14 protein-coding genes are annotated in these 22397 nt (G+C 73.4%); 8 read left to right on the top strand and 6 right to left on the bottom strand.

All coding sequences use genetic code 11. The features are described 5' to 3' along the window. The first annotated feature begins 161 nt into the window (after window positions 1-161). Complete coding sequence (locus BMW99_RS01055) at window positions 162-2417, top strand: heavy metal translocating P-type ATPase (RefSeq protein ID WP_075016098.1); 2256 nt, start codon at window positions 162-164, stop codon at window positions 2415-2417. 71 nt (window positions 2418-2488) lie between these two features. Next, the gene (locus tag BMW99_RS01050) at window positions 2489-3670 is read left to right on the top strand and encodes a winged helix DNA-binding domain-containing protein (RefSeq protein WP_075016053.1); all 1182 of its coding nucleotides are present in this window, start codon (window positions 2489-2491) and stop codon (window positions 3668-3670) included. Between the two features lie 84 nt (window positions 3671-3754). Here the strand turns inward: BMW99_RS01050 and BMW99_RS01045 are convergent, their stop codons facing one another. Further along, window positions 3755-5665 (bottom strand): D-alanyl-D-alanine carboxypeptidase family protein, encoded by a 1911-nt coding sequence (locus tag BMW99_RS01045; RefSeq protein WP_245791119.1) that lies wholly within the window; start codon window positions 5663-5665, stop codon window positions 3755-3757. Between the two features lie 821 nt (window positions 5666-6486). On the opposite strand from BMW99_RS01045, the gene BMW99_RS01040 reads away from it, so the two are divergent. The 5 genes from BMW99_RS01040 to BMW99_RS01020 all read left to right on the top strand — a co-directional run bounded on the left by BMW99_RS01040 (window position 6487) and on the right by BMW99_RS01020 (window position 12444). Further along, a complete protein-coding gene (locus tag BMW99_RS01040) occupies window positions 6487-7188 on the top strand; it encodes a GOLPH3/VPS74 family protein (protein WP_069463322.1) in 702 nt (233 codons plus the stop codon). Between the two features lie 659 nt (window positions 7189-7847). Further along, window positions 7848-8702: a helix-turn-helix domain-containing protein gene (locus tag BMW99_RS01035; RefSeq protein WP_069463321.1), complete on the top strand. Its 855-nt coding sequence runs from the start codon at window positions 7848-7850 to the stop codon at window positions 8700-8702. Between the two features lie 215 nt (window positions 8703-8917). Next, the gene (locus BMW99_RS01030; RefSeq protein WP_069463320.1) at window positions 8918-9127 is read left to right on the top strand and encodes a DUF397 domain-containing protein; all 210 of its coding nucleotides are present in this window, start codon (window positions 8918-8920) and stop codon (window positions 9125-9127) included. 213 nt (window positions 9128-9340) lie between these two features. After that, on the top strand, window positions 9341-10525 hold the full coding sequence (locus BMW99_RS01025; RefSeq protein ID WP_069463319.1) for an aminotransferase-like domain-containing protein: 1185 nt from the start codon (window positions 9341-9343) through the stop codon (window positions 10523-10525). 344 nt (window positions 10526-10869) lie between these two features. Beyond that, complete coding sequence (locus BMW99_RS01020) at window positions 10870-12444, top strand: sodium:solute symporter family protein (RefSeq protein WP_069463318.1); 1575 nt, start codon at window positions 10870-10872, stop codon at window positions 12442-12444. Between the two features lie 289 nt (window positions 12445-12733). Here BMW99_RS01020 and BMW99_RS01015 read toward each other — a convergent pair whose 3' ends face one another. The 4 genes from BMW99_RS01015 to BMW99_RS01000 all read right to left on the bottom strand — a co-directional run bounded on the left by BMW99_RS01015 (window position 12734) and on the right by BMW99_RS01000 (window position 19289). Further along, window positions 12734-13837: an ADP-ribosylglycohydrolase family protein gene (locus tag BMW99_RS01015; RefSeq protein ID WP_069463317.1), complete on the bottom strand. Its 1104-nt coding sequence runs from the start codon at window positions 13835-13837 to the stop codon at window positions 12734-12736. Window positions 13838-14215: 378 nt separating this feature from the next. After that, a complete protein-coding gene (locus BMW99_RS01010; RefSeq protein ID WP_245791118.1) occupies window positions 14216-15472 on the bottom strand; it encodes a phosphodiester glycosidase family protein in 1257 nt (418 codons plus the stop codon). A 256-nt stretch (window positions 15473-15728) separates the two neighbouring features. Beyond that, window positions 15729-18326, bottom strand: a complete 2598-nt coding sequence (locus tag BMW99_RS01005; RefSeq protein WP_069465035.1) for a bifunctional FO biosynthesis protein CofGH — start codon at window positions 18324-18326, stop codon at window positions 15729-15731. A 135-nt stretch (window positions 18327-18461) separates the two neighbouring features. After that, window positions 18462-19289: a TIGR03619 family F420-dependent LLM class oxidoreductase gene (locus tag BMW99_RS01000; RefSeq protein WP_069465036.1), complete on the bottom strand. Its 828-nt coding sequence runs from the start codon at window positions 19287-19289 to the stop codon at window positions 18462-18464. 140 nt (window positions 19290-19429) lie between these two features. Between BMW99_RS01000 and BMW99_RS00995 the strand changes: the two genes are divergently transcribed. Beyond that, a complete protein-coding gene (locus BMW99_RS00995; RefSeq protein ID WP_069465037.1) occupies window positions 19430-20974 on the top strand; it encodes a CehA/McbA family metallohydrolase in 1545 nt (514 codons plus the stop codon). Window positions 20975-21271: 297 nt separating this feature from the next. Here the strand turns inward: BMW99_RS00995 and BMW99_RS00990 are convergent, their stop codons facing one another. Then, a complete protein-coding gene (locus BMW99_RS00990; protein WP_079175886.1) occupies window positions 21272-22063 on the bottom strand; it encodes an AMP-binding protein in 792 nt (263 codons plus the stop codon). Window positions 22064-22397: the final 334 nt, after the last annotated feature.

Raw genomic sequence — 22397 nt, 5'->3', positions numbered from 1 at the left:
ACCGTGCGGGCCGACGAGCGCACGAGCCCACCAGCACATGAGCGCATGAGTACGACACGAGGGATCAGGGGAGCAGGCGAACGGACGTGGCGACGACAGCGGGGAACGACGGCGGGACGGCGCAGCGGCAGCGGCAGCAGGTCGAGCTGGAGATCGGCGGCATGACGTGCGCGTCGTGCGCGGCCCGGATCGAGAAGAAGCTCAACCGGATGGACGGCGTCTCCGCCACCGTCAACTACGCCACGGAGAAGGCGAAGGTGGCGTTCGACGACGCGGCCGGCGTCGCGGTGGCCGATCTCATCGCGACGGTCGAGGCGACCGGATACACCGCCGCCCAGCCCGCGCCGCCCGCTCCCCCGCCGCCGTCACCCGGCGCCGAGGCCTCGCCTGCCGGGTCCGGTGACCGCGCCGAGGACCCGGAACTGGTGACGCTGCGCCAGCGGTTGACGACCGCCGTGGTCCTGGCGGTGCCCGTCGTCGTCCTGTCGATGGTCCCGGGGCTGCAGTTCACCGACTGGCAGTGGCTGGCGCTGACGCTGGCCTCCCCGGTCGTCGTCTACGCCGCCTGGCCGTTCCACCGCGCCGCGTGGATCAACGCCCGGCACGGCGCGGCCACCATGGACACCCTGGTGTCGGTCGGCACCCTCGCCGCCTTCGGCTGGTCGTTGTGGGCGCTGTTCTTCGGCACCGCGGGGATGGCCGGGATGAAGCACCCGTTCAGCTTCGCCGTCTCCCGTGGTGACGGCGGCGGGCAGATCTATCTCGAGGCGGCGGCGGGCGTCACCGCGTTCATCCTGGCGGGGCGCTACTTCGAGGCGCGGGCCAAGCGCCGTGCGGGCGCCGCGCTGCGGGCGCTGATGGAACTCGGCGCCAAGGACGTGGCCGTGCTGCGCGAGGACGGCCACGGCGTGCGCGAAGTGCGCGTGCCGGTGGCCGAACTGGCGGTCGGCGACCGCTTCGTGGTGCGCCCGGGCGAGAAGATCGCCACTGACGGCGTGGTGCGCGAGGGCGGGTCCGCGGTCGACGCCTCGATGCTGACGGGTGAGTCCGTCCCGGTCGAGGTCGGACCGGGGTCGACGGTGACGGGTGCGACGGTCAACGCCGGAGGACGCATCGTCGTCGAGGCCGTCAAGATCGGCGCCGACACGCAACTCGCACGGATGGCCCGGCTGGTGGCCGACGCCCAGAACGGCAAGGCGGCGGCGCAGCGCCTCGCCGACCGGATCTCGGCCGTGTTCGTGCCGGTCGTGATCGCCCTCGCACTGGGCACGCTCGGCGTGTGGCTGGCGCTCGGCGAGGGCCCGACGGCCGCCTTCACCGCGGCCGTCGCGGTGCTCATCATCGCGTGCCCCTGCGCGCTGGGACTGGCCACACCCACCGCCCTGATGGTCGGCACCGGACGCGGCGCGCAGCTCGGCATCCTCATCAAGGGCCCCGAGGTGCTGGAGTCGACGCGGGCCGTCGACACCGTGGTGCTGGACAAGACCGGCACGGTCACCACAGGAGCGATGGCGCTGACCGGCGTGCACGCCGTCGACGGCGTGTCCGAGCACGAGGTCCTGCGGCTGGCGGGCGCACTGGAGAACGCCTCCGAGCACCCTGTGGCGCGGGCGATCGCCGCGGGCGCGGCCGACGCGGTGGGCGGGCTGCCGCCGGTGGCGGCGGACTTCGCGAACCTGCCGGGGCTGGGCGTGCGCGGCACCGTCGACGGGCACCTGGTGCTGGCCGGGCGGGTGCGGCTGCTGGAGGACGCCGGAATGGCCCTGCCGCCCTCCCTGGCGAGGGCGCGGGCCGAGGCCGAGGAGCGCGGTGCGACCGCCGTCGCCGTCGGCTGGGACGGCGCGGCGCGCGCGGTGCTCACGGTCGCGGACCGGGTGAAGCCCACCAGCGCGGAGGCGGTGCGCCGGCTGCGCGCGCTCGGCCTGCGCCCGGTGCTGCTGACGGGCGACAACGCGGCGGTCGCCGCGTCCGTCGCGGCCCAGGTGGGCATCGCGGCCGGCGACGTGCACGCGGAGGTGCTGCCCGAGGACAAGGTCGCGGTCGTGCGCCGGCTGCAGGAGGAGGGCCGCACGGTCGCCATGGTCGGCGACGGCGTCAACGACGCGGCCGCCCTCGCCCAGGCCGACCTGGGCCTGGCGATGGGGACGGGCACCGACGCGGCCATCGAGGCCGGCGACCTGACGCTGGTGCGCGGGGACCTGACGGTCGCCGCCGACGCGATCCGGCTGTCCCGCAGGACGCTCGGCACCATCAAGGCGAACCTGTTCTGGGCCTTCGCCTACAACACGGCGGCGATCCCGCTGGCCGCCGCCGGCCTGCTCAACCCGATGATCGCGGGCGCGGCGATGGCGTTCTCGTCGGTCTTCGTGGTCGGCAACAGCTTGCGGCTGCGCGGGTTCCGGCCGCTGCCGCGGTGAAGTCCGCCTGACCGGCGCGCCGTTGCCCGATGTCCGGGTCGCGGCGCGTGCGCCGGTGTGAGGATGGGGGGATGGCGGCTCAGTGGCAGGTCACGGCTCAGGAGCGGACCGCGCGCGCGGCGCACCGGCTGCTCGCGCGGGGTGCGGGCGATGCACAGGAGGTGGCGGAGGCTCTGGTGGCGCTGCACGCCACCGATCCGGCCACGGTGTTCCTCTCGGTCGGCGCGAGGCTCGCAGCCCCGGAGAGGGCCGTACAGGCCGTCGAGGAGGCCCTGTACGGGCCGGGGGCGCCCCTGGCGCGGATGCTGGCGATGCGCCGCACCATGTTCGTCGTCACCCGCGCCTTCGCACCGGACGTGTACGCGGCCGCCGGGCGCCCCATCGCCGCCAACGAGCGGAAGAAGCTGCTCGCGTTCCTCGCGGAGGGCGGCGGCTGGGACGAGAAGTGGCTCGCCGCCGCCGAGGACGCGGTCACGGCGGCGCTGACCGGCGGCGGGGAGCTCAGCGGGGCCCAGCTGTCGCGTCTGGTGCCGCAGTTGCGCGAGCAGGTGGTGGTCGCCCGCGGCAAGCCCTACGAGGCGACGCAGAACGTGGCGAGCCGCGTGATCCGCACCATGGCCGCGGAGAACCGCATCGAGCGGCGCCGGCCCGCCGGGACGTGGACGAGCAGCCAGTTCCGCTGGGCGCCCGCGCAGCCCCTGGAGGACCGGCCCGCGGAGGCCGCCCGCGCGGCCGTCGTACGGGCCTGGCTCGGCGCGTACGGGCCCGGGACGGAGGCCGACCTGAAGTGGTGGACCGGCTGGCCGCTCACCGCCGTCAGGAAGGCGCTGGCGGCCCTGGGCGCCGAGGCGGTGCGGCTCACCACGGGCGCGGGCGACGCCACCGGCTACGTGCTGCCCGGCGACGCCGCCGCGACCGAGCCGCCGACGCCCGCCGCCGCCCTGCTGCCCGCCCTGGACCCGGCGCCGATGGGGTGGCAGGACCGGGACTGGTACCTGCCCCGGGAGCACCGCGACGCGCTGTTCGACCGGACCGGCAACGTCGGGCCCACCGTGTGGTGGGGCGGCGAGGTGATCGGCGGCTGGGGCCAGCAGGCCGACGGCACCGTGGTGTGGCGGCAGCTGTCCGACCGTGGCGCGGCCGCCGCGAAGGCCGTCGACACGGCCGCCGCCGAACTGACCGCCCGGCTCGGGGGCGTACGGGTCACACCGCGTTTCCGCACACCCCTGGAACGCGAACTGGCGTCGGCGTGAACGACCACGGGTAAGAACCGGGCCGCCCGCCGCCCTCGGAGATCGAGGAGGCGGGCGGCCCGGGTGCGGACTGCGGCCGGGGCGTCAGCCCAGGCGGGTCAGCTTCTTGCCGAACGACGGCGCGTGCAGGTCGGTCTGGAGGACCACCGGCACCGTGGTGCGGGCCGTGCCCGTGCCGAAGCCGATCGTGCCGACCTGGGTGCCGGCCTTGGCGTCGTGCGGGAGCCCGCCGTCCTCCGCGGTGAGCGTGAGGCCCGCGGTCATCCCGGGCCAGCCGATCGCCTTCAGGTCGGAGGCCGCCACCACGGGCGTCCTGCCGCCGAGCCCGTCGTCGACCTCGCCGACGACCTCGCCCTTCTTCACTATCGTCGCCGACGTCATGCCGCCCTGCACGGAGTTGATCAGGGCCTGGCTGCGCTGGAGCGCGACGTTCAGGCTGTCGCTGACGGTGACGCCGCCACGCTGCTGCAGCACCACGCCGAGCACGAGCTGCTGCTTGCCCTCGACCGTCTTGTGCGCGGCCCACATCAGCGCGCCGCCGGCCGGGGTGCTCGACCCGGTCTTCACGCCCACGACGCCCAGGTTCACCAGGTCGTTGTTGTTGTTGTAGATCGTGCCGACGCCGGGGATGTCGACGTTGGGCAACGCCACGACCGAGCGGAACACGTCGTTCTTCATGACCTCGCGGGCCAGCTTCAACTGGTCGACCGCGGTGCTCTGCGTCGTGGACTCGAAGCCGCTCGCCCCGGTGTACGTGGTGCGGGTCATGCCGAGGCTGGTCGCCGTGTTCTGCATCTTGGCGACGAACGCCTCCTGGGTGCCGGCATCCCAGCGGGCCAGCAGGCGGGCGATGTTGTTGCCGGACGGGATGAGCAGCAACTGCAGCATCTGGCGTTCGGTGAACTTCTGGCCCAGCTTGACCTTCGCGGTCGACTCCTCCGTGGATCCGGACTCCTGCGCGGCCTGCGCGTCGACCGGGATCACCGGGCCGTTCTGCTTCCCGCTGAGCGGGTGGTCGCGCAGGATCACGAAGGCCGTCATCACCTTGGTGACGCTCGCGATCGGCACCGGCGTCTGGGCGCCGTGCACACCCAGCGAGCCCAGGCCCTCCACCTCGACCACCGACTGGCCCTGGGTGGGCCACGGCATCGACTGCGGCAGCGGGGTGCCGCCGAAGCGGTACGTCGCGGCCACGGTCGACACCAGCGACGGCGACGGCAGCGGGCGCAGCGCCTGCACCAGGACGAAGGCCAGCACGAGGAGGACGGCCAGCGGCGTCCAGATCTTGAAGCGCCGCGCGACGGTACGCAGGGCCGTCTGCCGCGGTGGCGGGGTGTTGGTCAGCTCCGCGAGGAGCTTCATCGGGTCCTTGTCCGGCTTCGGCGGCACCGGCATGGTCCGGGTGCCCTGCGGACCCAGGGACTCGGCCTTGCCGTCCTCGGCATCCTTGGCGGCGCCCTTGTCCCCCTCGGGCACGGCAGCCGGCAGCGGCGCCTTCCCGGGCGGCGCGGACGGCGCCGGCGGCACCGACCGGGCCTTGGTGGGCGTGCCGGGCGCACCGAACGCCACGGCGCCGCTCTCACCGGTCAGCCCGCCGTACAGGTCCGACACCAGCGGACGCACGACCGGCCCGCCCTTGGAGTCGGCCTCGCCCTGCTCCTTGTCCTTGGGTGCGGTCTTCGGCTCGGCACCCTTGGGTGCTGGCTTCTCCGCCTCCTTAGGTGCGGGCTTCGGCTCCGCCTCCTTAGGTGCGGGCTTCGCGTCCTTGGGGGCCGTCCTGGGCACGTCGGTGCCCACCTTGAGCTGCGTGGTGGGGATGTCCTTGAGCACGGCCTTGGGCCCCGCGTCCTTAGGCGCCGGCTTCCCCTCCGCGTCCTCAGGTGACGCCTTCTCCCCCGCGTCCTTGGGCGCGGGCTTCGGCTCCGCCTCCTCAGGTGCGGGGTTGGCGCTCGACCCCTTGGGCGCGGCCTCGGAGGCCGCCTTCGCGGCGTCCACGTCCGGCGCGTCCTCGGGAGCGATGCCGGCAGCGTCAGCCGGCTGGTCGGCGCCCGATCGGGAGGGCGACTCGGCCACAGGGGTGGCGTCGCCAGCGTCCTCGCCGCCGGGCCCGGCCTCGTCCGCACCAGCAGCCTCAGGAGGCTCGTCAGCCCCCTCCACCTCAACTGCCGCATCACGATTCGGTTCCGTTTTCACGGGCCGGGAGGCCGCGGCGCGTGGGGCGGGGGGGTCCGAAGGTGCGGAAGCCGCGGCTGGGGACTCGACGGAAGCTACGTCGTTCGCCGTATTCCCCGTCGACGGGGAAGTGGACGCCGGGCCCGATCGCGGGCGCACGTCGGAGGCGGCGCCGTCCGTCGGGGTCCGGGACGCGGCGGCGGAAGCGGACGCCGCGCCGACCGTCGCGGGAGCGGTGCGCTCCTCGCGGATGTCGGAGGTCAGCCGTGCCTCACGCACCTCACGCGTCCCCGTGGCGGTACGGAACACCGCCAGCCTCGGATCCGCGGCCACGCGGTCGGTGACCTCCCCCGATGTCTCCTCGTCCTGCTTCTTGCCGGGGGACTCGCCCGCCACGCAGACCTCCTCCACAGATTGTCATCAGTCATGCACACATCGCGAAGGGCGTCGTCGGATGACGCCCGTGCCCTGCTCGCCGATACCGGCAAGTGTCCCGCGACTGGGCCGAAGGCCGACCGCGACACCCCACCGCCCCGTAGACGAGAACGACATACCACCCGGTTCCCGCCGATATGGCCAAGGCGCTCTCGACAGGCCGGTGTGAGAGGCGTCACCCTGTCATTCATCCACGCGGGGAGGCATGGATGGGCAAGAGCCGCAGAACAATTCCGGAAGAGCTGCTGCTGCTCGCTTTGGACCCGGCCACGGGGACAACGGCGCAGCCTCAGTCGCTCGACCTCGGCCTCGCCGGGGCGCAGCTCGTCGAGCTCGCCCTGGCCGGACGGATAGCCCCTGACGGGGATCGTATCGCCGTGGTGCACCCACGGCCGACTGGAGATCCGACTCTGGACTCCGCGCTCGAACTGCTGCGCCGACGCGGCAGCCCGGTGCGCGCCGTCCACTGGATCGGCGGGCCCCGCCTGGGGCTGCGCCAGACGTATCTCGCGCACTTGGAGCGGTGCGGCATGGTGCACGCCGTGCCGGGCCAGATGTGCGGGGTGCTGCCGACCACCCGGTACCAGGCGACCGACAGCGCGGTCAGCCGGGAGATCAGGGCTCGGCTCGACTCGGCGATCCGCACCGGTGTACCGCCGGACCCGCGGACCGCGGCGCTCGCCGCGCTCGCCCACTCGGTGGGGCTCGGCAAGCACCTCTACCCGGGGAACGAGGGCCGGTCGTCGCGATCGCGCCTGCGTGACCTGATCCGGTACGACCCGATGGGCGGCCTCGTCGCGCACGCCGTGATGGACGTGCAGAACGGGGTGGCGGCGCAGCCGAAACGGCCGCCGGCCCAGGCGCAGCGCCCGGCGGGGCACAGCACGATGGCCCGGGCAGGCGCTCGCTGAACGGCAGCACCGCACACTGATCGCCACGTACGGCCGCACGGCACGCCCCGCAGGCTCGCTGCACGGCAGCGCGGTCCGCGGCGCTCCTGGTTCCACACGTTCCATCACGTCGTATCAGGTACGGCTGGTTCCACCGGATTCCGGCGCGTTCCCTCGCGTTCCGTACGCGACGGGACTTCGCACCGGGCACCACCTGGCACCACCTCGCACTGCACGTACCACCTCGAACACAGGACGGCCGCGGTGTCCGCCGGCAGGGACCGGACACCGCCGCCGCCCGCCTCGCGGCCGGACGGCCGTCCGCGGTGAAGACCCTTCCGGGAGCCGCTGCGACGCGCGGGCCGTCGGCGTTCTGACCACTCAGGACGCCGGCGGACCGCGCGTCGCGCTTTCCGGCCCCGCGCCGGTCCGCGCACACCCGGTCCGCCCCGTCCGGAACCGTCCGCACCCATCCGCGCTCTCCTTGCTCTTCGCGCTCTCCTTGCTCTCCGCGCAAGTGCCGATCCGCCCCATGTCGCGCCGTCCGGGCGGCAAACGGGCGCCCGGACAGGAAATGGACGGGCACGGGCAAGCTTGTTCCGCTCATTCGCCAGCGCGGCGATGACCGGTAGTGGCAGGCTGCTGACCATCAGTACGTTCTGCGTGGAGGTGCAGTCCCAGTGGTCGCCAACGTCAACCCCACCGTCAGGCGCCGCCGGCTCGGTTCGGAGCTGCGCAAGCTCCGCGAGCAGAAGGGCATGACGGCCGAGGAGGTGGCGGCCCGCCTGCTCGTCTCGCAGTCGAAGATCAGCCGTCTGGAGAACGGGCGGCGCAGCATCAGCCAGCGCGACGTGCGGGACCTGTGCGGGGTGTACGGCGTCGAGGACGTCAGGATCGTCGACTCGCTGATGCAGATGGCCAAGGAGTCGCGCCAGCAGGGCTGGTGGCACGCGTTCGGTGACATCCCGTACAGCGTCTACATCGGGCTGGAGACGGAGGCGGCGAGCCTGCGCGTCTTCGAACCGCAGGTGGTGCCGGGCCTGTTGCAGACCCCGGCGTACGCGTCGGCGGTGATCGCGGGCAACCTCCCGGAGGCCACGTCCGAGCAGGTCGACAAGCGGGTCAACGTGCGGATGCGCCGCCAGGAGCGGATCACCGACGACGAGACGCCGCTGCGGATGTGGGCGGTGATCGACGAGGCCGCCCTGTGCCGCAAGGTCGGCGACAACGCCACGATGCGGGAGCAGTTGACGCATCTCGTGCGGCTGAGCCACCTGCCGCACGTCACGGTGCAGGTGCTGCCGTTCGAGGCGGGCGCGCACCCGGGTCTGAGCGGGCAGTTCGCGGTGCTGGAGTTCACCGACGCCACCGACGCGACGGTGGTGTACCTGGAGGGCGTGAACAGCGACCTCTACCTGGAGAAGGACACCGACGTGCAGGCGTACAGCGTCATGTACGAGCACCTTCGGGCCCAGGCGCTGAGCGCGGAGCTGTCCCGTACCTTCATCGACGAGGCCAACCAGCGCTACGCCTAGGTGAGTTGCGGGGGGTCATCGAAGCGGCTCCCCGGAACGGGCGCGGCACCGTACACCTCCGCGTGCCCGACTGGGAAGTGGTGAAGGGAATATGCCATCCAGTCGGGTGAAGAGACCCGGCGGCCGGTGATGTTGGCGAGTAGCGTCGTTGGCGTTCAGTCAATGGCGCAAAGGCGTCTGCCGCGCCGCCGTCACCAGCACAGACCGGAGCAGAGATGGCTATCACACTGGGCAGCACCCCCGCATGGATCAAGTCCTCGCGATCGACCGGCAACGGCGCCTGCGTGGAGGTGAAGTCCCCGGCCGTGGAGGCCGTGGTGGTCCGCGACTCCAAGGACCCGCAGGGACCGGTCCTGACCTTTTCCCCGGACGCCTGGGCGTCGTTCGTCACCGACGTGGACGGCGGCGCGTTCGACCTGCGCTGATCCGCGGGCCGCACACTCCGTTCACGGGCCCGACCGGGCCGTGAACCGCACCTCCGCAGAGCCCTCTCGACCGGCCGCCGTCCTTGCCGAGGGGGCTCTGCGCATGCGCACGCGAGGTGGGAACCGCACGGAAAGGCCCCTCGCGGCCGGGCGGTTGCCCGCATCCTGGAAAGTAGCTGGACACGGCAACGATTCCTCGTAGGCTGCGGTGGCATGACGACCGCCGCCGCCCTTCCGCCCCGCCTGGCCGCCCGCGATGTGGGCGCCTCGGCGGTACGGGAGATCCTCGCGCTGACCGCGCGGCCGGAGGTCATCTCGTTCGCCGGGGGGCTGCCGGCTCCCGAGCTGTTCGACGGCGAGGGCATCCGGGCGGCGTACGACCGGGTGCTCGCGGAGCAGCCCCAGCGGGTGCTGCAGTACTCCACGACGGAGGGCGACCCGGCGCTGCGGGCCGCGGTGGCGGGCCGGTTGACGGGCCGCGGGCTGGCCACGGAGGCCACCGGCCTTCTGGTGACGGGCGGTTCGCAGCAGGGCCTGGCGCTGCTGGCGACGGTGCTGCTGGAGCCCGGTGACGCGGTGCTGGTGGAGGACCCCACGTATCTGGCGGCCCTGCAGTGCTTCGGTTTCGCGGGCGCTCGGGTCCTGCCGGTGCCGACCGACGCGGACGGGGTGCTCCCGGACGCGCTGGAGGAGCTGGTCCTGCGGGAGCGCCCGAAGCTGCTCTACCTGGTGCCCAACTTCCAGAATCCGACCGGCCGTACGCTGCCGCGGGAGCGGCGCCGGGCCATCGCCGGGATCGCCGCGCGGCACGGGCTGTGGATCGCCGAGGACGACCCCTACGGGGAGTTGAGGTTCGAGGGCGACTTCCAGCCGTGGATCGCCTCGCTGGAGGAGGCCGCCGACCGCACGGTGCTGCTGGGCAGTTTCTCCAAGGTGATGGCGCCGGGGATGCGGCTGGGCTGGCTGCGCGCTCCCGCCGGGTTGCTGCGTGCCTGCGTGATCGCCAAGCAGGCGGCCGATCTGCACACCTCGACCGTCGATCAGGCCGCCGCGGCCCGCTACTTGGCGGACTGCGATCTGGACGCGCACCTGGACCGCGTGCGGGCCGAGTACCGGGCCCGGCGCGACGCGCTGCTCGCCGGGCTGCCGGACGCGCTGCCGGAGGGCAGCGGATGGAACCGCCCCGAAGGCGGCATGTTCGTGTGGGTGCGGCTGCCCGACGGTCACGATGCGACCGCGGTGCTGCGCCGGGCGATCACGCATGACGTCGCCTTCGTGCCCGGCGCGCCGTTCTTCGCCGCGGCCCCCGACGCGGCGACGCTGCGCATGTCCTTCACGACGCACACCCCGCGGGAGATCGCCGAGGGGCTGACGCGCCTCGCGAAGGCGTTCCGCTGACGCGCTGACCCACCTCCTTCCCCGGCCGTACGGGACCCGCATCCCGTACGGCTGTTGCCCGTGGTGCGGAAGGCACGCGTGCGCGTGCCCGGACGTCCAGCGAAGTGCCCGCTCATCGTGGGTTCGCGATCAGGGTCATCACAATGCCAAGGTAAGTAAAGACGAAGCAAAATCGTTCGGCCGCCTGATCTCGGTTCAGACTCTTGAACACATGGACCCTTGACCGGCACCCTGGACCGGGGTTCAATCCCCGGAAGTCCCCACTCCCGCACGGGGGCGACCGCCCGACGGAGCGTCGCAGCGAAGTGCGCTCTCGTTCACAAGGCGGACCCCCTGGAGGGGACATGAATGGTCTCGACTGGGCTGTGCTCATCGCGTACTTCGGCGTGATGGTGGCGATCGGCGTCTGGTCTCACAAGCGCGTCGACAGCGTCGGCGACTACTTCACCGCCGGCGGCAGGATGCCGTGGTGGCTGTCCGGCATCTCGCACCACATGTCGGGCTACAGCGCCGTGCTGTTCACCGGGTACGCGGGCATCTCCTACACATACGGCGTCACGTCCTACTTCACCTGGGCCTTCCCCATCGCCATCGGAGTAGCCCTGGGCGCCAAGCTGTTCGCGCCGCGGCTGAACCGGATGCGCTCGCGGCTGCACGTGGCGTCGCCGCTCGAATACCTCAAGGACCGCTACAACCTGCCCACGCAGCAGGCGCTGGCGTGGTCCGGCGTGCTGCTGAAGATCGTGGACGTCGGCGCCAAGTGGGCGGCCATCGCGACCCTGTTGTCGGTGTTCACAGGTGTGACCATCACCCAGGGCATCGTCATCACCGGCGCGATCACCGCGGTCTACTGCACCGTCGGCGGCCTGTGGGCGGACGCGCTCACCGAACTCGGCCAGTTCGCCATCCAGTTGGTGGCCGGCCTGGCGATGCTCATCGCCGCCCTGGCCAAGCTGGGCGGCATCAGCTCCCTGTGGAACGTGTGGGACGAGCCGGCACTGCACCACCACAACCACCCGACGGCGGGCCCGTACACGGCGATCTTCCTGGTGGCGTACCTGTTCATCAAGACCTTCGAGTACAACGGCGGCATGTGGAACCAGGCCCAGCGCTACATGGCGACGGGTTCGGCGAAGCAGGCGCAGCGCAGTGCCACGCTGTCGGCCGCGCTGTGGTTCGTCTGGCCGCTGGTGCTGTTCTTCCCGATGTGGATCTCGCCGCTGCTGGTGCACGCGAAGAAGCCCGACGCGTCCGACTCCTACGCGCTGCTGACCGAACGGTTGCTGCCGCACGGCCTGCTGGGCCTGGTGGTGGTCGGCTTCTTCTCGCACACCATGGCCATGTGCTCCTCGGACGCCAACGCGATCTCCGCCGTCGTCACGCGCGACATCGCGCCCGCGGTGTCCCGCAGGGCCCGCGAATGGAGCACCCGCATCGGCCTGATCGCGGCCCGCGTGTGCACGCTGCTGTTCCTGGGCCTGTCGATGACGGTGGCCACGCAGGTCAACTCGCCGACGTTCAAGGACATCATCACCATCGTCATCAAGTGGGTGGCCGGACTCGTCGGCCCGATCGCCATCCCGTTCCTGCTCGGCCTCATCCCGCGGTTCCGCCGGTCCGGCCCGACCGCGGCCCTGGTCAGCTGGGCGATGGGCCTGCTGGCGTTCTACCTGCTCAACTACCCGATCAACGACGCGGTCTCGGGCGGGGTCAACCTGGAGTACCAGATCTCGGTGCCGGTGGCGATCTCGCTCTTCCTCTACATCGTCATCGGCTACATCAAGCCGGAGGACACCCCGGAGCGCGACGCGATCCTGGCGAAGGTCAACGGCGACGGCCCGGACGGGGAGTCGGTGGCGCTGCCGGAGCCGGCCGCGGCCGGCGACTCGGTGCTGGGGTCGACCACGGTGGGCGACTGAGGTCCTTCGACCGGTCCGGCCGGAAATGCCGCCGCGGCGGCCGGAGGTGGCTGCGAGTCGCCTGCGGTCGCCGCCGGCGTTCTCGGCCCGGGCCGAGAACGCTGCGCAACGGGCGCCGGGCGCCACGCCTCTCTGGGAACGGGCGCCGGACACCGCGCGCCGTGCACGGTGCGGTGGGCGTGTGACGGCGGGACCCGCGGGAGTCCGCCCGGGAGGCGCCAGAGGAGGCACCGCTCCGAGGGGCCGTCCAGGAAAGGCCGTTCACCAAAGGCCGTTCAGCAACGGCCGTTCAGGAGGCCGGGTAGCGGTCCAGCCAGGCCGGGCTGGCGCCCGAGGGGCCGTGCAGGGCGGGGGCCTGCGTCATCTCCATCGCGAAGTCGTCGGCCAGTTGGAGGATCGTCGCCCGGCCCTCCAGCTCCGCGATCCACGCCGGCGGCAGCGCCGTCTCGCCGTGCTGGACGCCCAGCAGGTTGCCGCAGATGGAGCCGGTGGAGTCGCTGTCGCCGGAGTGGTTGACCGCGAGCAGCAGGCCATGCCGCACGTCCTCGGCGACCAGCGCGCAGTACACGCCGATCGCCAGCGCCTCCTCCGCCGTCCAGCCCTCGCCGAGCGCCTCCACCCGCTGCGGTGTCGGCAGGCCCTGCCGGACCGCGCCCAGCGCGCTCTGCAGCGCGTCGGTGGTCTCCTGGTGGCCGGGGCGGGCCCCGAGCAGCGCGAGCGCGTGCTGCACCGAGCCGTCGAGCGCCTCGCCGCGGGCCAGGCCGTGCACGATGACGGCGAACGCGCCCGCCGCGAGCTGGCCGGTGGGGTGGCCGTGGGTCTGGGCCGCGCACTCCACCGCCAGCTGGAAGACCAGTTGCGGTTCCCAGCCGACGAGCAGCCCGAACGGCGCCGACCGCATGACCGTCCCGCAGCCCTTGGAGCCGGGGTTCTTCGGCGTCTCGAGCGTGCCCATCGTGTCGTCGGCGAGGCCGCTCAGGCAGGCGCCGCCGGGTGCGCGCCGCGCGTAGAGCCACTCCTCGCGGGCCAGCCAGCCGCTGTCCGTGCGGCGCTCGTCCGGGCCCCACTCGGTCTGGGTGGCCGCCCAGCGCAGGTAGGCGCGGTGGATGTCCGTCGGCGGGTGCCAGGCGCCGGTGTCCCGCCGGACCTGGGCCCTGATCAGGCCCTCGACGGTGAACAGCGTCATCTGCGTGTCATCGGTGATCGCGCCGCGCCGGCCGTAGGCGGGCACGTAGTCGGTGACGCCGTCCGGACCGTGGGCGGCCTGCACGGCCTCCAGCGACTCGAACTCCACGCCCGCGCCCAGGGCGTCGCCGATCGCCCCGCCGAGCAGGCATCCGCGGACGCGGCTGCGGAAGTCCTGCTGCTGCGCCCGTCCCCAGACAGCGGTCAAAGCGGTCCCCTTCGATCATCCCCCGATCTGAACCCGTTCTGCGCCAGCACGATATCCGACGACGCGCGCGGCGGCAGGGCCGCCGCCGACCGGGCTGACCAGGCGGTGCATTGGCTGTGGGTTGTCCGTGAACGGTCCGAACGCGGCGATGGAGCGGGAATGCCCGGCCCGCCGGCCGAGGGGCCGGACGCGGGCCGGGCAGGGCGGCGCCGGGCGGTGCGGGGCGCCGCCGTCCGGTGCCGGGCGGGCCGGGCGGATCGGCACGGCGCGGCACCGGCGGTGACGTGCCTCGTGCCGGCCGCCGCCGCGCGCGGCGGTCAGGGGCGACGGGTGTCGGTGGGGCGCGGTCAGGGGTGATCGGGTTCGGGCGGGCGGCGGTCAGGGGGCGGTGGAGAAGACCCCGATCGCGTTGGCCACCGGGCGCTCGGCGCCACCCGAGGGGTGGTTGCGGACGACCGCGGCCGGGTCGTCCGGACCCCGGGTGACCAGTGTGGTGGAGCCGCCGCCGTCCAGGTTCACCGCGTTGTCGGCGCCCAACTGCTGCATGACGGTGGCCAGTTCGGCGATGCTCAGGCCCGCGTTGGACTCGGCGCTGCCGTCGAGCGCCAGCAGGTACAGGCTGTGGCCGTCGTCGCCGAAGCCCGCGGCGGTGCGGGTCGCGGCGGTCTTGGCGTCGAGGCCGGCCAGCGGCAGGCCGTCCCGCAGGATCGGGAAGCCGCCGACGGCGAACGCGTACGGGATGTGCGTCCCGGCCGCCGCCAGGCCCTCGCCGACCCCGACGTGGTCGCCGACGTGGAGGGCGCGCAGGCTGTCCGCGCCGGCGTCGCGGCCGAGCAGCACGGTGGTGCCGGGTGCGATGGGCCCCGCGCCGGGGGTGTCCGCGACGGACTGGACCCGGCCGTGGCTCACCGCGACCTCGTACGTGTCGGTGCTGCATCCGGCGCCGCGCGAGGTGTCCGAGCCGCACACGGCGCGCTGGCGGGAGACGGTGCCCCAGCCGGCGGTGTAGGCGCCGATGCCGCCCTGCGGCAGGGCGTACTGGTTGTAGCCGCCGAGCGGGTACGTGCCCTGCGGGGTGCGGACGTCGCCCTCCAGGTCCAGCCGGTCCAGGCGGGCCCGGCGGTCCACGCCGACGCCGAGGACGTCGTGGGTGGTCTCGCCGGGCGGCATGGCGGGGCCGAAGCGCTGGGCGTCGGGCACGGCGGCCTTCAGGTCGCGGCCGGAGCCGATCTCCGGACCGTCCGAGGAGCCGGTGGGGGCGACGCCGGGGTGCTGGTCCTCGGTGATGTTGAAGAAGTCGCCGTTGACCGCGCCGACCGCCTGTCGGGCGTCGGCGAGCGCGGAGACCGCGCCGCGGGCCGCGACCGCGCCGGGCGTCAGCAGGTCGACCCGGCCGTGCGGGTCGCGCAGGTCGACGGAGATCACGTGGCCGTGGACGGTGCCGTGGGAGGCGGTCACCGTGAACTGCCCGTACTGCACTCCCTGGGCCAGCTGCTCGACGTTGTCCAGCGGCAGACCGCCGTCCGCGGTGGCGCCCGAGGCGCCGGCGAGGGTGCCCGCCGCGACACCCAACGCGGCCAGCGCGCCCGCTCCCCACCGGATTCCTGCCCGCTCCCACCTGCTGCTCCGCGTCACATCTCCCCCAAAGGGCGCCGCAACTCACTGGTTTCACGCGGGACTTCATCACTCCGGCGGTGCCGCGGCAAGTACGTGGGGGAACTTGGCCGTGGCCAGGTGGGAAATTCCTCCGAGTGGCGGGCCCGCGGTGGAAGGTGCCACCACGGCAGGGACGGTGAGGTCTCCGCACGTCAGGGGCGGTTCGGCCGCCCTCGCACGCGGTGGTGGCCGGGCGCGCCGACCGGTCGGTGGTGGCGCGCCCGGGGCCGGGGCGTCAGTCGCCCAGGACGGGGAGGAGTTCGGGCAGGTGGCCGTCGGAGGCCAGCCCGGCGTCTATGCGCTCCTGAGTGACCTGCCCGTACAGGGTGGTGCGTTGGCGGGCGGGTCGTCCGGCGGCCTCGGCGATGGCGACGAGGTCGTGGATGGAGCGGTAGGAGCCGTACGCCGAGCCCGCCATGCGGGAGATGGTCTCCTCCATCAGTGTGCCGCCGAGGTCGTTGGCGCCCGAGCGCAGCATCTCGGCGGCGCCGTCGGCGCCGAGCTTGACCCAGCTGGTCTGGATGTTGGGGATGTGCGGGTGCAGCAGCAGCCGGGCCATCGCCGTCACCGCCCGGTTGTCGCGCGCGGTCGGGCCGGGCCGGGCGATGCCGGCGAGATAGACGGGCGCGTTGGTGTGGATGAACGGCAGGGTCACGAACTCCGTGAAGCCGCCGGTGCGTTGCTGGATCTCGGCGAGCAGCCGCAGGTGCCCGAGCCAGTGGTGGGGCTGGTCGACGTGGCCGTACATCATCGTCGACGAGGAGCGGATGCCCAGCTCGTGGGCGGTGGAGACGACCTCGACCCAGGTGGCGGTGGGCAGTTTGCCCTTGGTCAGCACCCAGCGGACCTCGTCGTCGAGGATCTCGGCAGCGGTCCCCGGGATGGAGTCGAGTCCGGCTTCCTTGGCGACCGTCAGCCAGTCGCGGATCGAAAGCCCCGTGCGGGTGGCGCCGTTGACGACCTCCATCGGCGAGAAGGCGTGCACGTGCATGCCCGGCACCCGGGCCTTGACCGCGCGGACGATGTCGAAGTACGCGGTGCCCGGCAGGTCCGGGTGGATGCCGCCCTGCATGCACACCTCGGTCGCACCGACCTGCCACGCCTGTTCGGCCCGGTCGGCGACCTGGTCCATCGACAGGGTGTAGGCGTCGGCGTCGGTGCGGCGCTGCGCGAACGCGCAGAAACGGCAGCCGGTGTAGCAGACGTTGGTGAAGTTGATGTTCCGCGTGACGACGTACGTCACCTCGTCGCCGACGGTGTCGCGCCGCAGGTCGTCGGCGATCCGCACCAGCGCGTCCAGCGCCGGTCCGTCCGCGTGCAGCAGTGCCAGCGCCTGCGCGTCCGACAGCCGGGCAGGATCGTCCGCGGCCACCGACAGCGCCTCCCGCACGTCGGCGTCCACCCGGTCCGGCACCAGCCCGGGCGCGGCCTGCTCCTTGACCGCCGACCAGTCGCCGTACACGTCGTCGAAGTCGTCGCGGCGGTCACCGGTGCGGCCCTCGGTGTCGATGGTGCGGTGCAGGTCGGTGCGGCCCGCGCCGGCGGCCGCGAACGCCTCGTCTGGCTCCTGCCAGGGGCGGCCGGTGACCACCGCGTCCTCGCGGGCCAGGCCGGTGGCGGGGTCGGCGAGCGCGCGCACGTGCGGGAGCAGCCGCGGGTCCAGCCACGGCTCGCCGCGGCGGACGAACTCCGGGTAGATGGTGAGGCGTTCCCTGAGCGTGAAGCCCGCGGTGGCGGTGCGGCGGGCGAGTTCGTCGATCTGCGGCCAGGGACGCTCGGGGTTGACGTGGTCGGGGGTCAGCGGCGAGACGCCGCCCCAGTCGTCGATGCCCGCGTCGATGAACCGGCCGTACTCACCGTCGACGAGGTTCGGCGGCGCCTGGATACGGGCGGCCGGGCCCAGCACGAGGCGGGCGACGGCGATCGCGGCGGCGAGTTCGTCGAGTTCGGCGTCCGGCATGCCGCGCATCGCCGTGTCCGGCTTGGCGCGGAAGTTCTGGACGATGACCTCCTGGACGCCCTGGTACGCGCGGGCGGTGCGGCGGATCGCGAACAGGGCGTCGGCGCGCTCCCCGTACGTCTCGCCGATGCCGATGAGGATGCCGGTCGTGAAGGGGACGTTGGACCGGCCGGCGTCCTCCAGCACCCGCAGCCGCACGGCGGGTTCCTTGTCCGGAGAGCCGTGGTGCGGACCGCCCGGCTCCGACCACAGACGCGTCGCCGTCGTCTCCAGCATCATGCCCATGGAGGGCGCGACGGGCTTGAGGCGCTGCAGGTCCGTCCACGACAGCACACCGGGGTTCAGGTGCGGCAGCAGGCCGGTCTCCTCCAGCACGCGGATCGACATCGCCCGCACATAGGCGAGGGTGTCGTCGTAGCCGTGCGCGTCGAGCCACTCGCGGGCCTCCGGCCAGCGGTCCTCGGGCCGGTCCCCGAGGGTGAACAGGGCTTCCTTGCAGCCCGTCTCCGCGCCACGGCGGGCGATGTCCAGCACCTCGTCGGGCGACAGGAACATCCCGTGGCCCTCGCGGCGCAGCTTGCCGGGCACGGTGACGAACGTGCAGTAGTGGCACTTGTCGCGGCACAGCCGGGTCAGCGGGATGAACACCTTGCGGGAGTAGGTGATGACGCCGGGACGGCCCGCGGCGTCGAGTCCCGCGTCGCGCACCCGCGCGGCGGTCGACGCGAGGCGGGTCAGGTCCTCGCCGCGGGCCTGCAGCAGTACCGCGGCCTCGCCGGTGTCGAGGGCGACGCCCTGTTCCGCGCGGTGCAGGGCGCGGCGCATGGCGGTCGGAGTGGGTGGCGACGGCGGCGACGGCAGCGGCACGGTCATTCCACGAGGATATGCGGCCGCCCGGTGAGGCCGGCGGTGCGCGGGGCGGCGCGGTGGTCCGATGTCCTGTCGGCAATATCACCTGCTCGTCGGGCCGGTGGGTCACCCGTTCGGGAATATCCGCTCACCGGCGCCTCACAGGTACTGCGCGTAGTCGTCGAGGGTGCGCAGCACCTCGTCGGGGCCGGCGGCCGGCAACTGCACGATGACCTCCTCGACACCCAGGTCGGCGAGCCGCGCCAGCTTCCCGGCGCTGGGGAGGACGGCGGTGGGCACGACGAGTGGGGCGGCGGGGCCGCGGCCCGCCTCCTGCCAGGCGTCACGCAGCGCGGGCAGCGCGTCGGCCAGACCGCCGCCGCCGATCGGCATCCAGCCGTCCGCGTACGCCGTCACCTGCGCGAACGTCAGCGGGCCGGGAGAGCCGCCGACCAGGGTGCGTACCGTGCCGCCGGACGGTTTGGGGTAGGCGTGGCTGGCCTGGACGGACGCGAAGTCGCCGTCGTGGGCGGTGGGTTCCGCCGACCACAGGGCGCGCATCACGGCCATGCGGTCGCGGACGGACGCGCGGCGCCGCCGCCAGGGGACGCCGTGGTCCTCGGCCTCCTCCCGGTTCCACCCGAATCCGACGCCCAGGGTGAACCGGCCGCCGGACAGGTGGTCGAGCGTGGCGATCTGCTTGGCCAGCACGATGGGGTCGTGCTGCGCCACCAGGGTGATCGCGGTGCCCAGTTCGAGCGTGCGGGTGACGGCCGCGGCCGCCGACAGCGCGCCGAAGGCGTCGAGGGTGCGGCCGTACTCCCCGGGCAGCGGATCGCCCGCCGGGTAGGGGGTCGCGCGGGAGACGGGGATGTGGGTGTGCTCGGGCAGGTAGAGGCCCGCGAAGCCGCGCTGCTCCAGCGCCTGGGCGACATGGACCGGTGTGATCGTCTCATCGGTCAGGAAGAGGGTCGCCGCGATGCGCACTCGTGCCTCCGAGAGTGGTGAATCCGAGGGTGTGAAGGGGCCGGCCGTGGACCGCCCGGCACTGATCCTGCTGCTTTCCGTACCCCGTTGCACAGGGTGCGGCCACGCGCACGTCACCCGCGCAGGTGACCGTGGATGCTATGGACCGACGAGACGTACTGAAGCTTTCCGCACTCGCGGGCGCCACCAGTGTGCTTACGCTGGCCCCTGTGGACTTCGCGGCCGCATCCGACTCCGGCTCCGGCGTTCCGGCCGGCGGGGGCGTGCCCGGCGGGTCGGGCGCGGACCGGACCCGCACGATCACCGGTCACCTGCCGACCGGGACCGCCGATTTCGTGTACCTGCCGATCGAGGTGCCGCGCGGCGTCCGGCAGATCGCCGTGTCGTACGGCTACGACCGGCCGACGGTGCCGCCCGGGATCCTCGGCAACGCCTGCGACATCGGCATCTTCGACCAGCGCGGCACGGACGTCGGCGGCCACGGCTTCCGCGGCTGGTCCGGTGGCGCCCGCACCCAGTTCGCGATCAGCGCCGGCGAGGCGACACCCGGCTACCTCGCGGGACCGGTGGAGGCCGGCACGTGGCACGTGGTGCTCGGCCCGTACACGGTGGCGCCGCAGGGCCTGGACTACTCGGTGACCGTCACCCTCAGCTTCGGCGACCCCGGTACGACCGTCGTACCGGACTACCCGCCGGACCACGCGCCCGGCCGCGGTCGCGACTGGTACCGCGGCGACTGCCATCTGCACACCGTCTACTCCGACGGCGGCCGCACCCTGGAGCAGCTGGCGTCGCTGGCGCGCGCGGCCCGGCTGGACTTCATCAACTCGTCCGACCACAACACCAACTCGGCGCACGCCTACCTCGGCCCCGAGGCGGGCGACGATCTGCTCATCATGACGGGTGAGGAGGTCACCACCCGCAACGGTCACTTCCTGGCCATCGGTGTTGACGCCGGCGAGTGGATCGACTGGCGCTACCGGGCGCGCGACGACGCCTTCGACCGCTTCGCCCGCCAGATCCGGCGCGCCGGCGGCATCGTGGTGCCGGCCCACCCGTACGGGCTCAGCCTCGCCAGCCAGTGGAAGTTCGGCTACGACAACGTCGACGCCGTCGAGGTGTGGAACGGCGCGTGGACCCCGGACGACGAGGCGACGCTCCTCACCTGGGACAACATGCTGACCGGCGCCGCCCGCCGCGGCGACGGCCGGTGGATCCCGGCGATGGGCAACTCCGACGCCCACCGCGACCCCGACGTCGTGGGCCTGCCGCAGACCGTGGTGCTGGCCGACGGCCTGAACCGCCGCTCGCTGCAGGACGGCATCCGCGCCGGCCGCTCGTGGATCGCGGAGAACGCCGACGTCCAGCTGTCCCTGACCGCCACCGGCCCGCGCGGCGAGCACGCCGGCCTCGGCGAGCGCCTGGCGGTCGACCCGGACGCCCCGGTGACGGTGCGGCTGGAGGTCAGCGGCGTGCCCGCGACGTCGCTGCTGCGGCTGCTGACCGACGAGGGGCAGACGTTCGGCGCGCTGCTCCCGGCGTCCGGGGCCGTCGAGTGGACGACGACCGCGGCCGTCTCCTCCTATGTGCGCGCGGAGGTGCGGCACCCGCAGACCGACACGGCGTCGCTGCTGCCGGGCCCCGCGGCGGCGATCACCAACCCGATCTGGCTGGGCCGCAAGTAACCGCACGGCTCCGATCGGATCACCGGACCGGCCGATCGTCCTTCTTCGGATCGGCCGGTCACCCGATCGGGGCCGTCGGATCATCATCCGTCCGACCGTCACTCAAACGACCGCCACTCAGACGACCGCCACTCAGACGAACGTCGCTCAAATGACCATCGCTCAAATGACCGTCACTCGTGCGACCGTCACTCGTACGATCACCACTCGTCGGATCAGCGCTCCCGCGGCACGACTCGCACGGCACCGGACCGCACGGGACCTGGCTGGACCGTTCGCGCGAGCCGCGGCCGCGCGTCAGGCGGTGACCCGGACGGGCAGCAGGATGCGCCAGACCGCGTCCTCGACGCCGTGGACCGCGGCGATCCAGCCGATGTTCTCCTCGTCGGTGCCCAGCCGCACGGCCTGCGCCAGTTCGCCCATGACGTCGGAGAGGTCGCCGTGGCCCATCGCGGGCTCCAGGCGGCCGCCGGCCACGCCGTCGTCGTGGTAGCGGTGGTAGGCGGGCGCGGTGCGCATGACGCCCACGGGATGCCAGGTCTGCGCCAGCCGCCACACCGGCTCGCCGCCGACCCGGATGCCGTCGGCCTCCGTGACGCTCGTGCGGTTGCGGTCGATGGCCAGCGGGGACCACGCGTCCGCGCCCGTCAGCACCAGGTCGGGGGCGCAGCGGGCGACCGCGCGCGGCACGGCGCCCGCGGGTCCGGGAGCGCTGAGCACGACCGGGATCGCGGCCATGCCCGCGTACAGGCAGCCGAAGAACGCGCCGGCCAGGTCGGGGCCCTGCGGGTAGACGAGCATCACCCGGCTGCCGGGCTGCAGCATGCTGCCGAGCCGGGCCGCCACCGCCCGTGCCCGGCGGTCGAGTTCGGCGAAGGTGCACCCGGCGGTGCCGATCACCGCGGACGTGTCGTAGGGGAGTTCGGGCACGGCCTGCGGGTGGCGCTCGGCGTGGTACCGCAGCAGCGGGCCCGGCAGGCGGCCGATGTCGCCCGACCACGGCCGCACTCCGCCCGACCAGCCGCCGCGGCCCCCGCCGCCCGTTCCGGGGCCGCCGCTGCCGCCGCCTCCGCCGGGCGCGCCGCTCATCGAGGGCGCTCCCCCGGTCGCGGCCCCTGCCGCCGGCGGCAGGGCCTGCACCGGGCCGGCCTCGCGGACCAGCCGGACGCCCCGCTCGGCGGCGCGGCCGCCGCGGCGAGGGCCGCGGCGGTGGCGGCCGCGAGCCGTACCGGAAGTCCGGGCGTCCGCCGCCGCCACGTGGGCCGGTTCCGGCCAATCACCCTGGGACGGAGAGAAAGTCGACATACCGGAGGAACCCGGCGTGCACCATTCACACATGGTCGCTCCGTCACCAGCCCCGTCGCACAACGCACACGGACCCGAACCTTCCCCACACAGCACAACCTCCGCGCACGCACAGACG

Origin of the sequence: Actinacidiphila rubida, from assembly GCF_900110255.1 — a bacterium.
Classification (GTDB): Bacteria; Actinomycetota; Actinomycetes; order Streptomycetales; family Streptomycetaceae; genus Actinacidiphila; species Actinacidiphila rubida.
The sequence above is the reverse complement of the archived record's forward strand: the minus strand, read 5'-3'. Positions and strand labels throughout refer to the sequence as shown.

Bases quoted from the DNA above. Each gene is read 5' to 3' on its own strand.
- BMW99_RS01020 (WP_069463318.1), top strand. From the start codon at position 10,870: ATGAATGGTCTCGACTGGGCTGTGCTCATCGCGTACTTCGGCGTGATG.
- BMW99_RS00995 (WP_069465037.1), top strand. From the start codon at position 19,430: ATGGACCGACGAGACGTACTGAAGCTTTCCGCACTCGCGGGCGCCACC.
- BMW99_RS00990 (WP_079175886.1), bottom strand. From the start codon at position 22,063: ATGAGCGGCGCGCCCGGCGGAGGCGGCGGCAGCGGCGGCCCCGGAACG.
- BMW99_RS01055 (WP_075016098.1), top strand. From the start codon at position 162: ATGACGTGCGCGTCGTGCGCGGCCCGGATCGAGAAGAAGCTCAACCGG.
- BMW99_RS01005 (WP_069465035.1), bottom strand. From the start codon at position 18,326: ATGACCGTGCCGCTGCCGTCGCCGCCGTCGCCACCCACTCCGACCGCC.
- BMW99_RS01030 (WP_069463320.1), top strand. From the start codon at position 8,918: ATGGCTATCACACTGGGCAGCACCCCCGCATGGATCAAGTCCTCGCGA.
- BMW99_RS01040 (WP_069463322.1), top strand. From the start codon at position 6,487: ATGGGCAAGAGCCGCAGAACAATTCCGGAAGAGCTGCTGCTGCTCGCT.
- BMW99_RS01050 (WP_075016053.1), top strand. From the start codon at position 2,489: ATGGCGGCTCAGTGGCAGGTCACGGCTCAGGAGCGGACCGCGCGCGCG.
- BMW99_RS01025 (WP_069463319.1), top strand. From the start codon at position 9,341: ATGACGACCGCCGCCGCCCTTCCGCCCCGCCTGGCCGCCCGCGATGTG.